The organism is Anabaena sp. CCY 9613, assembly GCF_963920895.1.
Lineage (GTDB): Bacteria > Cyanobacteriota > Cyanobacteriia > Cyanobacteriales > Nostocaceae > Cyanocohniella.
On the sequence record NZ_CAWUDE010000009.1, the window covers coordinates 214,768 to 231,160 of the forward strand.

Consider the following 16,393-nt stretch of genomic DNA (forward strand, 5'->3'; position numbering starts at 1 on the left):
TTTTACATAGTTGATAGGTATTGATGTATAAATTGAATGGAAATAGAACCCTCACCTACCGCAGAGGCGACTCGTTTAACTGATTGATAGCGCACATCACCCACGGCAAAAATTCCTGGTACGTTAGTTTCTAGCAGATAGGGTGACCGATGTAGTGTCCATCCTCGTGGATATGTCTTACCATGCACAACATCAGTCCCGGTCAAAATGTATCCTTTGTGATCTCTCTCTACAACATCTTGTAACCAGCTCGTATGCGGCATAGCACCGATAAAAGTGAACAAAGCACAAGCGGGGACTGTTTCAACTTCACCATTGGCTAAGTTAACAAGAGTGATGGCTTCCAGCTTTTCTGTCCCGAATACTTCAGTAATTTTGGTTAATACTTTTACCTTGATATTATTCGTTTCTGCGATCTGATCAATCAAATACTTGGACATGCTTTTTTTCAGTGAGTCGCCACGCACAAGAATGGTAACTGAGTGAGCATATTTAGACAGGTGCATAGCAGCTTGTCCAGCTGAATTACCTGCACCAACAATAAATACATCTTCGTTTTGATAGCCCATCGCTTCAGTCATGGCTGCGCCGTAGTATATGCCGGCACCTGTAAGTTTTTCACTACCAGTTAAATCGAGCTTACGATAAGACACACCAGTGGCAATGATTAGCGTATGACTGCTGAGTTCTGTACCGTCCGCTAGGGTCACATACCGATATTGACCATCTACACGTAAATTAGTTACTTCTTGGGGTGTGAGAATTTCCGCACCAAATTTATGAGCTTGGGCAACAGCACGCCTAGCTAAATCTCCCCCTGTTAAACCTATTGGGAAACCAAGATAATTCTCAATTCGAGAACTAGTGCCTGCTTGTCCACCTGGCGCTTCTTTTTCCACTATGACAGTGCGTAGTCCTTCAGAAGCAGCATATACAGCCGCAGCCAATCCAGCCGGGCCAGCACCGACAATAATCACATCGTAAAATGGCATTTCTGGGCGCATTTTTAGCCCAATTTTATCGGCAATTTGAACGTTAGTCGGCTGCAACAGATGTGAACCATCTGGAAAAAATACCAGCGGTAGTTTGAATTCATCACACTGAGCATGAGCTAGCAATTTACTCCCTTCATCTGATTCAATGTCTAGCCACTGATAAGGAATATGATGACGTGCCAAAAAATCTTTGGTTTGATGGGTCATTGGTGACCATCTGTCGCCAATCACACGCACACCTTCAAACGATGGCAGAAAGTTTTTTTGCCAAATCTCTAGCAAATCGTTCAATACCGGAAATAAACCTTGTTCTGGAGGTGTCCACGGTTTCATTAAGTAATAATCAATTTTGGCTTTATTGATTGCACGGATAGCCTCATCAGTGTCAGCATACGCCGTAAGCAAGGCACGTTTGGCATCTGGAAAAATTTCCATAGCTTGTTCCAAAAATTCCACACCAGTCATGTTTGGCATCCGTTGGTCTACTAACAACAAAGCTACTGGCTGATTACGTAATTTGAGTTTTTTCAGTGCTTCTAAAGCTGCCTGACCAGAGTCTGCGCGTAAAACTCGGAAATTTTCACTGTATTCACGGCGTAAATCGCGCTCAATCGCCTGTAGAACTTGTGGATCATCATCTATTGTAATTAGAACAGGCTTAGCCATAGTATCCTCTCATTCGTTAATGTGGCGATCAAATTAATGTTCTTTCCGTACCTTACGTACAGTTGGTTATCAGCAGATAGAAATCATGAATTTGTTTGTATGGGAAATCTCTTTTAATTACACACTGACTAATTCCAAATCTTCATACTTATCTAGGATCTTGACACCCTCGCAGAAACCACTCATTCTCAGGAAATGCTCTATCTGTACTTTGGCACCCACTATATATAATTCCACTTCAGCACCCAGCTTCTGTTTAATAAAAATGAGGGTTCGCATACCAACAGTAGTGACACATTGCAGATCATGTAATAGCAAAACAAGACGTTTTACAGGCTTTTCTGTGGCTTGAGCTAATACTTCTTGAAGACGCCCGACTGCATCTGCATTCAATAATCCAGTTAAGGATATTTTGGCTGTACCTTCACTGATTTCTAGTAATGTGGCATCAAAATAGATTGTTGTAGGCAGCAGTCTGACTCTGACCTTGAGTTCGTTTTGAGTGGATGGTAGTTTGACTGTCAGGTTTTCTGGATCAAAATCTAAATGTTTCTGCCCATTTATCCATACTTCACCAATACGTACACTTCCTGGCGGTAAGATATCTGGAGCTACCCGCAGAATGTTGTCTTTAAAGGCACCTGGCTTGGGCTTAAAGTACAAATCCATTGGTTGCTTAGTAATTAACAAGTTTGTATAAACTGTAGCTAAGTAAGCTAGCTCAAACGAGTGATAACCACTCATAGAGTGACTACCCTTAGCTCGCTCCGTTCCTAGTAAATAAGGCAATCCATTAGCCAGAACGTTGAAGTAAACACCTCCAGCCTCATTATCAAGAAACCAAGCATTATAGAAGGCTGCTGATTCACGTGCTAACCGTTGATATTTAGCTTGATCTAGTGAGCCGGCTAAAATTAAATAAGCTAAGATAGCTTGTTCTTGTTGCCACCAAGCTTTGCGATCATGCCATACAAAGCGGTTAATACTTTGTTCTGATTCTAGTTTCCGTTCTACAACATCGTACCAACCGCCACGCTGTTGGTCACTACCTACCGCAGGCATAATTTCCGCAATCTTTTCAGCTAAGTCAACATACTTTTCTTTTGGTTTGAGATGATTCATTCGCATCAAATTCCAAGCGATTTTCAGATTATGTCCAACTACGGCTCGGTTCTGCTGCCATCCCCAAGTTGTATCGTGGCTCCAATCTTCATAAAAACGTTCTTGCACAAAGGGGCTATGGTCATAATCAGGAAATTTTTTCTCAATAATTTCAAAAGTATATTCCAACAAATCAGCATATTTTTCTTCACCTGTTGCTAACCAAAGATTAATCAAATATGCTGGCGCATGGTCACCAACAGAGTTCCAATTTTTTTTGGCGCGATTGTGTCCTAAAATTTCAGAGTAGGGGCTGAGAGTAATAGGATCAATATGTGAGAAAAAACCACCTTGATCTGTCTTATCCAGAAAATACTTGTTAAATAAATTGACCGTCAATTCAATGTCGTTAATAATGCAAGGATCACCTGTCACTCGATAAGTTTGAGTCAAACCAGCCAAAGCATAAATTTGTTCGTAAGCAGGAATAGCATCATAATCATCCCCAAATTCTGAGGAAAATATTTTTTGTTCGGTACCGTCTGGTTTCACATCAATTGCATGGTACCAATAACAGATTCCTTCGCCTTCATCGAGAAAACGCATATGTTGGCGCAAGTATTCTGTGCCTTTCTCCGCCGCTTCTAGATAGCGATCATCTCCAGTCATCATGTAGGCTGTAGCAAAACCATACACTAACCGAGAAATAGTATCAGTTTCTTGACGATTACTATCTTCTTTGGAACCAACTAAACCGATACCAGTCCGATAATTGCGATAATCAATTTCGCCATCTTCAAACTGAGCTTTTAGGTAAAAATTAGCTAAACTTTGTATTTGCTTGACCCACCAGTCTTGTTTTTCAAATAAGTACTCATTCTCTTTTCTACCTAGAAAAACTATTTGTTTAGCTTCAAATTTGTGCTGCTCGGCTTCAAAATAAAAAATGCCATACACAAAAAGATACCGATTTGGTACAAGCATTGCTGCCATCTGACTGGTGCAATCATAATAAGGTTCTTCTAAATTGCGTACTAATTGACTATAGGTAGTTAAGGTGAGAAAAATTTTAAAGTTTCTGCCATCTGATGTCTTGAGTCCAAAAGTACCAAAAGCTCCTTGATGCGGCTCAAAATCAGTCACATACCCAGCAAGCATATCTGAAAAGGAAAAATCTAGGTTATTCATTACATATCCTCCTAGAGGTGAAGTTAGTAATCCTCTTCTAGTACACTTTGGTGCTAACAAAATACATACATTAAGATGTATAAATGTTAATGCTAAACACAGTCTTTTATAGCAATTGGTGATTATAGTTCTATCTTCATGGTTGCGATAAAATTAAATCATTGCAGATGCAACAATTGTGTTTTTAAGCGGTAGAAGAGGAATCAAATTTGCTCAGCAAGTGATAGCAATCCTGGAAAGTTAGGATCAATATTTACCCAAATGTAGCCAAGAATTAGTAGCGATATTATGCATCTATTTGCATCTGGAATAGTTATTGGGAGATTAGAACCACAACACTGCGGTTTTTGACGTAATATGTATAACCGTCAACTATTGGCTCCTTCCCTTTTTCGACAATATCTGAGGGAGAAGGCTCAGCAGTATCTACAACTTTATACCATCTTCTATCTTGAAGTAGAGGAATTTCAAATTCTAAATTTTCCCAATACATATTTAGCATGATATGAATATCTGCATGTCCTTCAAAGCCAGCTAAAGTATATGCAAGTACTCTGCTATCGGGATCTTGCCAACCAGGACTATGCAACTTACAACCATGCCAAGAGATATCAGCTAAACCACGCTCATTAACTTCACCGTTAAAGAAATGGCTACGACGTAAAGCTGGATTGCAGTAACAATTACGGAACTCAATCATCAGCTTAAAGAATCTGAATATATCTGCGTTCTGCTCTACAAGATTCCAATCAAACCAACTAATTTCATTGTCTTGGCAGTAGGCGTTATTATTACCCTTTTGAGTACGTCTAACTTCATCGCCAGCCACTATCATGGGAACACCCTGAGACAACAAGAGAATAGCTGCAAAGTTCTTAATCTGTCGCTGCCGCAATGCATCAATTGTTGGGTCGTCAGTTTCTCCTTCAACACCACAATTCCAGCTTAAGTTTTCATTGATACCATCTTGATTATTCTCACCATTGGCTTCGTTGTGCTTATCGTTGTAAGAAACCAAGTCATTCAGGGTAAACCCGTCATGACAAGTGATGAAATTAACACTATTAATCGGTAAATGCCCTGTATCTTGATAAATATCAGCACTACCAGCTATACGTGCAGCAACAGCCCCAACTAATCCTGGATCTCCTTTGATAAATTTGCGAATATCATCTCGGAAGTGTCCGTTCCATTCTGCCCAACGATATCCAGGGAAGTAGCCAATCATGTATAGTCCACCAGCATCCCAAGCCTCAGCAATAATTTTGGTTTCAGCTAAAGCTGCTGACGTTTCAATATGCCAAATTACCGGTGGATGGCTCATAGGTACTCCATCTTGTCCACGGGATAAGATAGATCCTTCATCAAATCGGAAACCATCAACATGCATTTCCTTCACCCAAAATTCTAGGCATTCTACAATTAATTTTTCCGCAATTGGGTGATTGCAGTTGAATGTATTACCACAGCCTGAATAGTCCATGTAGTATTGTTTATCCCAGGGTACGAGGTGATAGTATGTAGTATTCCCAATACCTTTAAAATTGATGGTTGGCCCCTGGTGGTTACCTTCACTGGTATGGTTAAAGACTACATCTAAAATAACCTCAATCCCTTCTTTGTGTAATGCCTTCACCATATCCCGAAATTCGTTAATCGGGTTTTTCTCTTTGGGAGAATAACAATAAGAAACTTCAGGTGCAAAAAAGCTATGGGGGTTATATCCCCAGTAATCTTTCAGTGGTGTACCGTTAACTTCTCGCAAAATTTCTGTTTCATCAAAATCAAATATGGGCAAGATTTCAACAGCTGTTATGCCTAGCTTTTTTAAGTAAGGAATTTTCTCAATGACTCCAGAGTAAGTACCTTTGTATTGGCAGTTAGAAGAAGGAGATTTAGTAAATCCGCCAACATGTAATTCGTAAATAATGGTATCACTCATGGGTCGGTTTAAAGGGCGATCGCCTTCCCAATCGTAATTTGAAATATCTAGCACTACACTACGCATTGATGTAGCCAAATTATCTTTTGAACCTAAAGCATCAATGCGATTCCAAAGAACATTAGCATTTGATTTAGAGTAAGGATCTAACAGTAACTTATTTTTGTTGAAATGATGTCCGGCTTGGTGTAAATCTTGATGACCATCAATTCGATAGGCATAACCAGTTCCAGACTTTAATCCTTTGACAAAAACATGCCATGTGTGAAAGGTTTTATTAGTTTTTGGGTTGAATTGAATAATCTGAACGGGTTGTAAGTCATTAGGTTGTGCAAATAATAAAAGCTCTACAGATGTAGCATGTTCTGCAAATATCGAGAAATTGACTCCATCTTCGTAAAGTGTTGCACCCAAAGGATGTGTACGTCCTACTTCTACTTGGTAATTTTTGGTAGATAGTTCTGCTTGGTATTGACGTGGTATAATTGCAGTCATTAGTACTTACTCATTTACTTGACGTTAAACGAAAAATCTCAAGAATAGCTATGGATTTTTGCAACTGAGTTTTCTAGTGATTTACTGCTTGCAATTGCTGTTCATTAATTGCTTGCAAAAATATATCCATAAATTTGTTGACTACATCGGGGTGCTTAGCTGTAATCAGATTGCCATCAATATGTACATCTTTGGTTTGTTTACCATCAAAGATAATCATTCCTCCAGCATTTTTGACATCACAAATTATGTTGTGAGCACAGGTAACTTCACGATTCTTTAGTAATTCGGGATCTGCACAAAATAACCAAAGGCTATGACAGATAGTTCCAATTTTTAATCTGCCATTATCCATAGCCTTAACAGCTTTGCGGAGAAACCTGACAGCAGGAGATTGATTAGGCTGACCAGCTTGATGATACTCTTCATAGCGCAGACGATCCATTGCATATGCACCAATGAGAATAATCCCTTCATAATCAGTAGGTTCAATATCATTGATCTCTACTGTGACCGTGACTTCTTCTGTATAAAACACTCCCTGAAATTTCACGTTTTCTTGGTTCCAAAGATGAGATATGTATTCTACTTCATATCCATGTTCTGGAAAGAATTGATTGAATGCTCTAAACTCTATTTCATCAAAGTGTTCTTCTATGAGTACACCTATTTTACCCTTAGTCTGAGGAGTTGTAGTTACCATGTTTTCTCTTGTGTGGGCTAATAATGAATAATGTGTGCTAATTGATGATTTGTGATTATTGCCATTCGGTATTAGCACTTAATTAACTGCATCAATTCATTAGGTGCAAATACATCACGATAAAAAGTAAGTTGTTCACATTTTAAGTAACATGCACCTCTGTGTCCGCGGCGCAACCAAGTAACATTTCCTTTGGCAATGACTTCATTTGTCTCGTTATCCATACAGTTCCATTCAAAGTAAACAACTTCACCATAAAACATAACGATAGGCCAAGTCATAGTGACGCCTGGTTGAGCAATAATTGCCCACCAATTTGCTTCTCTTTCTGTTCCTGCTGTTCTGCCATAAAAAGGCCCGTCAGCGCACAGATAGACAAGATTACTGGCATACTCACCTGCTAAAATATCTCCTCTCCCTTGTCGTAGAGATTCACAGTGAGTTGGCCACCAATCCCTGTTTTCTTTTTCTATTTGAGCTAAACTATATTCTGAATTGATTTCTGGTAAATTTTCTTCACGCAGAGATATATATTCTTCAGCATCCTTAATTAACTTCTCTGCTAACTTATTCTCCACTGCATCTGGTTTTGAATAATCTACAGATAGTTCTTGGTAGTAATTAGTTCGCTTTTTCATCTGATGCCCTGTTATATGAGAATTGGCAGTATTAGACTGTATACTTTGTTAATTGAGTACAGTTTGGTGGTGCAATATCAACAATTTTTTGATGTGTCAATGTACCATTACTGTGGTTGCTCGATTTGATAAACTTTGAGAACATCATATTGAAAGACCAAGAATATCGTTGAGGGTACCGAAGCAACCTGCTGCCTTGTTAAATCCTGCATAAACACACATAAACAAAAGCAGTTCCTCAATTTCTGCACGCGTTGCTCCTTGTTGCATCGCCATGTTGACGTGCGCTGCAAAAGGGCTACCTGTTCCGACCTGATCTTGATTTGCAACATCAAGTGCAATTGTTATAAAAGCCTTGGTTTTTTGGTCAATTAATGGCAAACCCCATGCTTCACCTGCTACGCGGGTACAGAAATCCCCAAACCTTGGATTGATTTTTTTTAAAGCTTCTTGAAGTTTTTGATCATCTAAAACTGCGTTTCGGTATGGCATTGCCTTTTCCTCTTTGACTAATGTCCAGAATTATCATGTTTCAAAGCTTTTTGGCATGAGGTTTGCTACTTTATTGCAAATACCTACTAAGTGGTTGCTGCTAATGTAGTCAGGCTCAAAACTGTTATGGCAAGCTTGACTTACCTTTTTATTCTATGTGTTCTATGTGTAGTCAAACACCTGATACTTGCTCTTTGGAACTAGAGTCTGATGAATAACTGAACGCTTTTCGTCTTTCAGTTTTTCAAACTTGGCAGGTTTGAGCCAGTGAAAATCATGAGGTTAAAGGTCAACTTAAGTAACTAATTGACTAAATAAGATTTCAGCTGGTTTTGCAACATAAAATATATGTTTAACCTGTCGATGCGGAGTAATAACCAAGAAAGTAGCTCAATGTTACACAAAGTTTGCGTCTAATATCTTGAAGGGTGAGATTGTCTTACTTTAAGGTTGATACATTTAGACAAGCAGGAAAGACTGGGGAGCCTGGAGAAGTGAATGGTATGACGATTCAACATTTCTGGTACGAAATATACAAATATCGAAACTGCGACGACTGGCCGCAGGGTATTTATCATGATGGTTAGCTCTACACCTAGCGCACTACGCAGGATAGCAATTGTAGTTTTTTATTTTATTGATAAATCTGGGCAAACTCTTAAGTTGATTCTTAAGTTAGCGATTTTTATTAGACAAAACTTTGTAGTAAGTTTATGTTCAACAACATGAGATAACAGGGCGTCCGCATCATGTCAATAAGACTAGTTTATTCTCAATAAACTCTTAAATAATGTCATTAATCTCTGCTTATTGACAAAAATTTTAGCGTAGGCGTAGCCCGTCGTAGACATCGCATTGAGTCGTGGAAAGTGAATCAAACGATAAATCCTCATTTCCTCGTTGGTTCTCCCTCTTGGTTGCGATCAAGAGTACTTTAGATGCGTTTGCCTTGCATGAGATGTGAGTTGATTGCAACAATTATAAAACATTATTGCCCATGATACAAACATTCCTTTCTTTAATCAACTGTAATGAATTTGCTCTGTTTCAAGTTATTTATACATTGGGAATCCTTGAATGAGAAGCTTTTTGGTGAATAGTTAACCAATTCATAAGGTGCATAAGCTGATTTCGATACAAATGGTAGAAATGAAAAGAATTACTAATATGTCTGTAGTTGCTTGTAAAAACATATTTCGTGTTAACATTCACTCATGTTACATACAGACACAAATTAAAATTTTTTGACATAAATCCTCACTAATATTTTGGTAGCTTGGCTTTATATAGCTAGATCACAAAATATTTTCTAGTGGATATGTGCAATCATTTGTCTACCACGATAAAAAAGGTAGTTAATTGAAGCGTGGAATATGAAATTATCAAAGTCTTTTTTGCTGTAAAAGAGAATAGCATGAAGACAGAGTAAATCATGTCTAATTCTTTTAATTTACCCGCAACTTTTCTCTTACTATTGCATTTTGAGTTTGTTAACTGACAGTATTTTGAGAAAGTATCGTAATAGCATTTTCCTATCACGTGAGGTACAGCTTAAAAAGCGAAACTCTTGATATACAAATTTTTGATGTACTTCATTCGCTGAGGAAAGGCTATACCTTTTGAGCAGATATCTCACCTAAATCAGGACTGAAAAAGATGGAAACTACTCATAAGAATTTACTGAATTTACCCATTCCTGTAGGTAAGGGCATTGATACAGCAAGCATAGCTGATACCCAAAAGCTTTTAGATAAAGCGATCGCTGATGCTTGGCACACAGTAAAGACAGATCGCAGACCACCAAAGCTGACCCGTACTCGTTGGGTATGGCGGCTTGCAGCTTTTTACCATTTGTGTACCTCTACACCGCGATTGATGGAAGAAGCTGCTCAACACTTCAGTGCATCTGGACATGAGACTTTAGCACACTGGGCTATACAAAAAGCGAAAGAAGAAGCTGGCCACGACCGACTCGCCCTGCTTGATATTCAGTCTATGGGATATAGAGCCGAAGCCGTTGTGGAAGTGCTTTTTCCTCCTGCTGCAAAGGCATTGTTGAATTACTTCACCCAAAGTGTGCAGAATTCAAATCCAATTGATTGCGTAGGTTATTCCTATACAGCAGAACGTTTAGGTATATGTATAGGAAAGGGTTACATACAAAAAGTGGAGGGATTGCTACCACCTTGTACTAATGCCACTCGCTGCTTACGTGCACACAGTGCTATTAGCTCGACTGAGGTAAAGCATGTAAAGGAAACACTGGGAATAATTGCAGGACTTACTTTGCAAGAGCGTGATCTTGTGGCGAAGGCCTGCTATCAAGCGGCATGGTTACGTTTCAGTCCACCCAAGGAAGCTTATATATCAGATGAGGAAATTCAAAATTTACTGAAACCACTAAAACTTACAAATAAACATACTGGGGTTTTGTTATCAACTGTTTAATCACTCACTCAACAACAAACAAAAAATTCAATTACTGAGGTAAAGATAATGAAAACAGGAAAAACTACAGCTATCAAATCTCAAAGTTTGAGTTTTGATGATTATGCTACCAAGCCGCAACTTTGCAATTCTTATAACTATGCTAAAAAGCCTAGGGAAGAAAGCTTAGAGAACTTGGACAACACGCAATTTGACTTGGAAAGAATTATGTTTGAGGAATTTGCACACGGATTGCCAAGCGATATCCCGATGGCTGATCTTTAGTTTCCGCAGTCATTTACCAAACATAATATCACTCGAACTTTCAAACAAGTTTTCCTGAAATAGGATAAAGCCCCGTTACGTAGCGTCAAGCGAAGTGCGGGGTAATTTACATAACTGCTTACTAAGGGGGAGCAACGCGATTTTGTGAGGTTTGTGCGATTCGTTGGCTATAAATCAAGCCCCGCATGGGTTATGAAGGATTAGCCGCAGGATATTGAACCCTGACAGATACTTCGTGTTTCAATATTATTCCTGAAAAAAAATTCTACCTTTTTTCCGTCGCCACAATAGACTAAAAGCTCATTTTTTGTACAGGTTGTATTTAAGTGATAATACTATAACCGACATTCCGCACCCTCAACTGTCACAATCGGTTTTTGCTGTTTTTTAGAAAGAGATAAAGCTATCTCATATACCATTACTCTTGGAATCCACGGCTAAAGAACGATTTAAAAGCATAATTTGTAGCTGAAGAACAAGAGAAATTTCAGTGATTATGCTGTGTGACACTCCAAGGTGCGGAATGTGGGCTATAATTAATGTACTAAACAATTAAAATATACGGGGAATTAATTTAGCGATCGCTCTCCAGGTGGGGTCATCCCACAAAGTGGCGTTGCTCCCTTACTAAGGTTATTTTTCCTCGGTAATTGCTCCCAACCATTTGAGAGTAGTAAGAGTTGCGGCAGTCAAACCTCTAACTCCTTTAATCTTCATTCCCTCATAGAATTTCGTAGATTTCAAAGTTTTTAAGCATTTACCTGTGCTGATGTCCCAAAATCGAATTGTCTCATCAGCGCTACTGCTAGCCAGAGTTTGATTATCTGGGTTAAAGGTAATTGACCAAACCCAAGCTGAATGTCCATGTAATGTTTTTTTGCATTCGCCTGTATCAACATCCCATAACTTAATTGTATAGTCAGGACTACTACTAGCTAGAATCTTACCGTCCAGACTAAAGACGACTGTTTTGACGATACCATTTGCATAAACCTGGAAAGTTTGAATACAGCTACCAGTACCAACACACCACAACCGGACTGTTCCGTCATAACTGGCACTTGCCAGCAGTTTACCATTGGGGCTAAAAGCAATTGACCAAATCCAATTCTTGTGTCCCTCTAAGGTTTCTTTGCACTCACAAGTCATAACATCCCACAATTTGACGCTTTGATCCCAAGCACCACTTGCCAAGGTCTGACCATCTGGACTAAACGCAATTGACTGGATTGCAGCATGATGTCCCTGTAAAGTTTGCAATGTTTGACCTGTGTTGACATCCCACAATTTGATGGTTTGATCCTCACTTCCACTTGCCAATGTCTGACCATCTGGACTAAAGGCAATTGATTGGATTGCAGCATGATGTCCCTGTAAAGTTTGCAATGCTTGACTTGTGTTGACATCCCACATCCTTACTGTGCAGTCGTCACTGCTACTGGCCAACGTCTGACCATTTGGGCTAAAGGCAACTGATCTAACCACAGCAAGATGCCCCTGTAAAGCTTGCAAGGTTTGACCCGTATTGACATCCCATAACTTCACTATGCGGTCGTGACCGCCACTTGCCAACATTTGACCATCTGGACTGTAATTAACTGACCAAGATTGACTGGTATATCCACTAAAAGTTTTAAGGCATTGACCAGTGATAACATCCCATATTTTCACAGTTTGGTCGTCACTGCTAGTGGCGAGAAGGTTTAGTGGAAAATTAAAAGCAACAGAAAGTACCCAACCATAATGTCCCTGAAGAATTTTTAAACATTGACCGATGTTAACGTCCCATAATCTTACTGTCTGATCAAGGCTACCACTGGCGATGAGATTGCCTTGAGGACTCATGGCAACTGACCAAACCGCAGCACGATGCCCTTGTAAAGTTTTGATACATTCACCACTACCAAGGTTCCACAACTTCACTGTGTGGTCATCACTGCTACTCACTATTGTCTGATTATCAGGACTGATAGAAATTGATCTTATCCCATCATGATGCCCCCGTAAAATTTTGAGACATTCACCAGTGCTGATTTCCCACAATCTAATTGTGTCGTCATCACTGCCACTTACCAGCATCTGACCATCCAGAGAGAAAATTGCAGAAACTATCCAACTTGTATGTCCCTTGAAAGTTTTAACGCATTTACCAGTGCTAACATTCCATAATTTTATAGTGCAGTCATTACTGCCACTTGCTAATAAGTTCCCATCTGGACTAAAGGCGACTGACCACACCTCATGTTCGTGTTCTTGTAAGGTTTGAAGGCATTGACCAGTAATAACATCCCACAACTTCACAGTGTGGTCGCTACTACTGCTAGCAAGGATATTACCATCAGGACTAAAGGCCAGTGATGGAACCCAGTTAGTATGTCCTTTACAAATCAGAAGTTGTTTCCAATCCACAACTTGGTATAAACGAATCTCACCATTGGTATCCCCTGTAGCCAAAAGTTTTCCATCTGGACTAAAAGTTACTGAAGAGATCCCACCAAAGGTTTCAGTAAAAACCGACCTGTCAAAGTTAGCGTTTTGAAAATTCACATCATGTAATTTTATATTCTTTAGGTCTGCTTGCCAAATAGTTAAATAAGAGAAATCATAGCCAGTGAGGTCAGTATCGAGATGACAAAGCAAATTAAGAATATTTCCAGCCGTATAGCTTTGTTCGAGAGGTGATGTTTCTCGGATATTTCCTAAGATTTGGGTTAGCTGATTTTCTAGTTTCCTTTGACTTCTAAAAATACCAATTAGCCCATCTATAACTGGTTGGACAATGAGGCGAACTTGAATATCTCTAATGTAATCTTTGGACGTAGCCTTCATTAAAGCATGACACCTGAATAAATCAATATTCTGAGTGGCAATTTCTTCACAAACTTGCTCTATCAATCGCTGTGTCACATACTCCATTACTACAGGTTGTAAGGTAAAGGAGACTTCATTGTTCTCAATTAGCGATCGCCTTAATAAAGACTCTAACGAGTCTAGCAGTTTTTTTGTTGATATTGGTGAGATAATGTCTTGCCGTATTTCAGATATGGAAACTGGCTCACGATTGATTGCTAGCCAGTATATTATATCTTTTTCTAAATTAGACAATCGCAAAAACTGCTGTTCTAAAAGCTCATAAATATCACCAAAAACAATTGTTTTTTGTTGTAAGAATTCAGTTATGCTACCATCAAATACATTTTGAATAGTTGTAGCCACCATTTTTAAAGCTAAGGCATTGCCTCCACAAAGCTCTACTAATTTGGTGGATTCTAAAACGGAAGCAAAAATTCCTTTGACTTTCAATATTTCTTGCCCATCCACAGCCTGCAAACCACCAATAACAAATGAACGGACGCATAATGCTTCGCCTTCTAGTATTGCTACTTCTTTAGGTTTTTCTCGACTGGTTAGCAGTAAACAACTTTGGTGAGTTACTTCTCCAACTCGTTTAAGCAGATCTCCATATCCTTCATATCCTGCTCGATAAAGTCCGGCTCGACTACCACCGCGCAGAATCGATTCCACATTATCTAGTATTAGCAGACAGCGATGCTGCCGTAGATAATCAATCAAGCGCGATATTTTATCACCTAAACTTTGTGGTAAGAAAGCTTCTGTTTCTTGCTCATCGGATAAGAATTGGATGAGGCTGGTGAGAATAGCTTCCACGGGCGGTGCTTCTCGCAGCGATCGCCAGATGATATATTCAAAGTTATCCTTAATCCGCTCCGCCAGCTTTATAGCCAGCGTTGATTTGCCAATTCCCCCCATTCCCAGAATTGCCACTAACTGACAACGCTCTTGAAGCAGCAATTTTTCTAGTGTAGCTATTTCTGCTGTACGTCCATAAAAAGCTGAGATGTTATTCGCTTCTCCCCAATCTTGGTGTTGGGATTGATCAGAATTTGTATAGTAACTTTTATCCAGTTGTATATTAAAAGCTTGAAAAAAAAGTTCAATTGTGCGTTTATCAACTCCTTCTTCGCGCGATAATACTTTTGAGACAGTGGCGGTATTAATACCAATGCGGTCACTTAAGTCTTCTAGAGTAAATCTAGTTCCATAATTTTCGTTTAATTCAGTACTAAGTTTAGCGGACTGAAGTTTTTGTAATCCTTCTGGAGTCAGGATAAGACCACGTTTGCGCTTCTGCTTTGTCTGTTTCATGAAACCAAAAACTTGCTTAAACTGAATTTAAGTTGGCTGATTCGGAATTTAGTTACTCTAAAACGAACTTTGATAAAAATATAATTGCAACTTATTAATTGCATGATTAATACCATAAATACTATTGTTGTACACTAATAATTTGTGGGCGAAAAATTAGTATCTACAATAAGCAATATCTGGGGCTAAAAGAACCAGCCTACTTATGTAGGCTAGATATATACATGTTCATAGGTAAAATCATGAAATTTAGTAATTATATTTATGTATTAAAATAGCACAAAAAGTCTTTAGGGTCGTAAATACCTAAATATTATTTTTACAGGACTTACGCAATTGGCACAATGCGATGCCTGCGGCGGGCTAAGCCTACGCTATTTCATAGTACATAGGTATTAATTAAAAATTGTGTTGGCGTCGGACAAGATTATGTATTTTCCTGCTCTAAACTATCAGTAACTATATCAAAGCCTGATTTCTACGTTGAAACAGAATCTGCAAGGACTGGTCTCATCATGAAAGCCATCAGCCTCGCCATCGAAACAAAAGTAAAAACGCAGAGTGACGCAAAGGTTTAACACAGAGGTATATAAAGATTCCTTCGCGATACTTTGCGTTTAAAAATAAAAATTATGGATAAAAAACGGAGGTAGTAAATCACTACCTCCTGATCAATTAAAGCTTGCATGAGAAATGCGCTGACAGCAGTCTAAAAACTCAACTATGTGCTGCTCAAAAACATTATTAAGACTAATCCCAGGATAATCGAGCCTCCGCCCAGGATGAATGACCAAAAGCGATGGTAACTATTGACAATAGTGCCATTTTCACTCTGAATTTGAAGTAAATCCATCCAAGGCGCTACACCCCGGCGGAACCAACCCACAGCCCCGACTTGTTCACCAATCAGGCTTTGCACTCGCTTCATACCAAATAAAAAGTTGCCGATGGGGCCAAAACGTGAGGCGTAGTGCAGATACAGCATCCCGCTACGGTCTTGGATTTTTAAATCGGAACCGAATTTATAACCAGCATCGCCACGACCAATGAGTTGACCTGCTAGTTTTGCGGGTTGTCCGCGCAATGGACTGGCGTAAGGGTCTGACATTAAGGTGAGAATGTCGGTAGCTGTTGCTTGCTGGTAATCGGGGAACATGACCAAGGCTTTGACGAGTATTCCTAGCCCTAAGCCAATCAGTGGCGCACCCAGCAATAAACCTGCATTGGCAGAACTTGATATTGACACTCCCCTACCTGAGCAAGTTTCGCTATGCTCACTTACTCCCAAAGGTAG

The 16,393-nt window shown here is 39.3% G+C and carries 9 protein-coding genes and 1 pseudogene; 2 read left to right on the plus strand and 8 right to left on the minus strand.

From position 1 onward, the window contains the following. Positions 1-2: 2 nt before the first annotated feature. The 6 genes from ACM0OT_RS13180 to ACM0OT_RS13205 all read right to left on the minus strand — a co-directional run bounded on the left by ACM0OT_RS13180 (position 3) and on the right by ACM0OT_RS13205 (position 8,220). On the minus strand, positions 3-1,661 hold the full coding sequence (locus ACM0OT_RS13180) for an FAD-dependent oxidoreductase (protein WP_414564789.1): 1,659 nt from the start codon (positions 1,659-1,661) through the stop codon (positions 3-5). Positions 1,662-1,778: 117 nt separating this feature from the next. Beyond that, positions 1,779-3,950 carry an AGE family epimerase/isomerase gene (locus tag ACM0OT_RS13185; protein ID WP_414564790.1) on the minus strand — a complete coding sequence of 724 codons (2,172 nt, stop codon included), beginning with the start codon at positions 3,948-3,950 and terminating at the stop codon, positions 1,779-1,781. 313 nt (positions 3,951-4,263) lie between these two features. Then, entirely contained in the window at positions 4,264-6,387 is a 2,124-nt protein-coding gene (gene glgX / locus ACM0OT_RS13190; RefSeq protein ID WP_414564791.1) for a glycogen debranching protein GlgX, read from the minus strand. A 73-nt stretch (positions 6,388-6,460) separates the two neighbouring features. Next, the gene (locus tag ACM0OT_RS13195) at positions 6,461-7,090 is read right to left on the minus strand and encodes a DJ-1/PfpI family protein (RefSeq protein WP_414564792.1); all 630 of its coding nucleotides are present in this window, start codon (positions 7,088-7,090) and stop codon (positions 6,461-6,463) included. 71 nt (positions 7,091-7,161) lie between these two features. Continuing rightward, positions 7,162-7,728, minus strand: coding sequence for a hypothetical protein (locus ACM0OT_RS13200; RefSeq protein ID WP_414564794.1), 567 nt, complete (start codon positions 7,726-7,728; stop codon positions 7,162-7,164). Between the two features lie 144 nt (positions 7,729-7,872). After that, positions 7,873-8,220 (minus strand): carboxymuconolactone decarboxylase family protein, encoded by a 348-nt coding sequence (locus tag ACM0OT_RS13205; RefSeq protein ID WP_414564796.1) that lies wholly within the window; start codon positions 8,218-8,220, stop codon positions 7,873-7,875. A gap of 1,656 nt (positions 8,221-9,876) precedes the next feature. On the opposite strand from ACM0OT_RS13205, the gene ACM0OT_RS13210 reads away from it, so the two are divergent. Both ACM0OT_RS13210 and ACM0OT_RS13215 read left to right on the plus strand, forming a co-directional pair. After that, entirely contained in the window at positions 9,877-10,668 is a 792-nt protein-coding gene (locus tag ACM0OT_RS13210; protein ID WP_414564797.1) for a hypothetical protein, read from the plus strand. Positions 10,669-10,716: 48 nt separating this feature from the next. Further along, a complete protein-coding gene (locus ACM0OT_RS13215; RefSeq protein WP_414564798.1) occupies positions 10,717-10,932 on the plus strand; it encodes a hypothetical protein in 216 nt (71 codons plus the stop codon). 633 nt (positions 10,933-11,565) lie between these two features. Here the strand turns inward: ACM0OT_RS13215 and ACM0OT_RS13220 are convergent. Together ACM0OT_RS13220 and ACM0OT_RS13225 are read right to left on the minus strand one after the other, a co-directional pair. Next, a complete protein-coding gene (locus ACM0OT_RS13220) occupies positions 11,566-15,099 on the minus strand; it encodes an NB-ARC domain-containing protein (RefSeq protein ID WP_414564799.1) in 3,534 nt (1,177 codons plus the stop codon). 721 nt (positions 15,100-15,820) lie between these two features. After that, positions 15,821-16,393 (minus strand): annotated as a pseudogene (locus ACM0OT_RS13225) (peptidase M48); the annotation flags it as partial.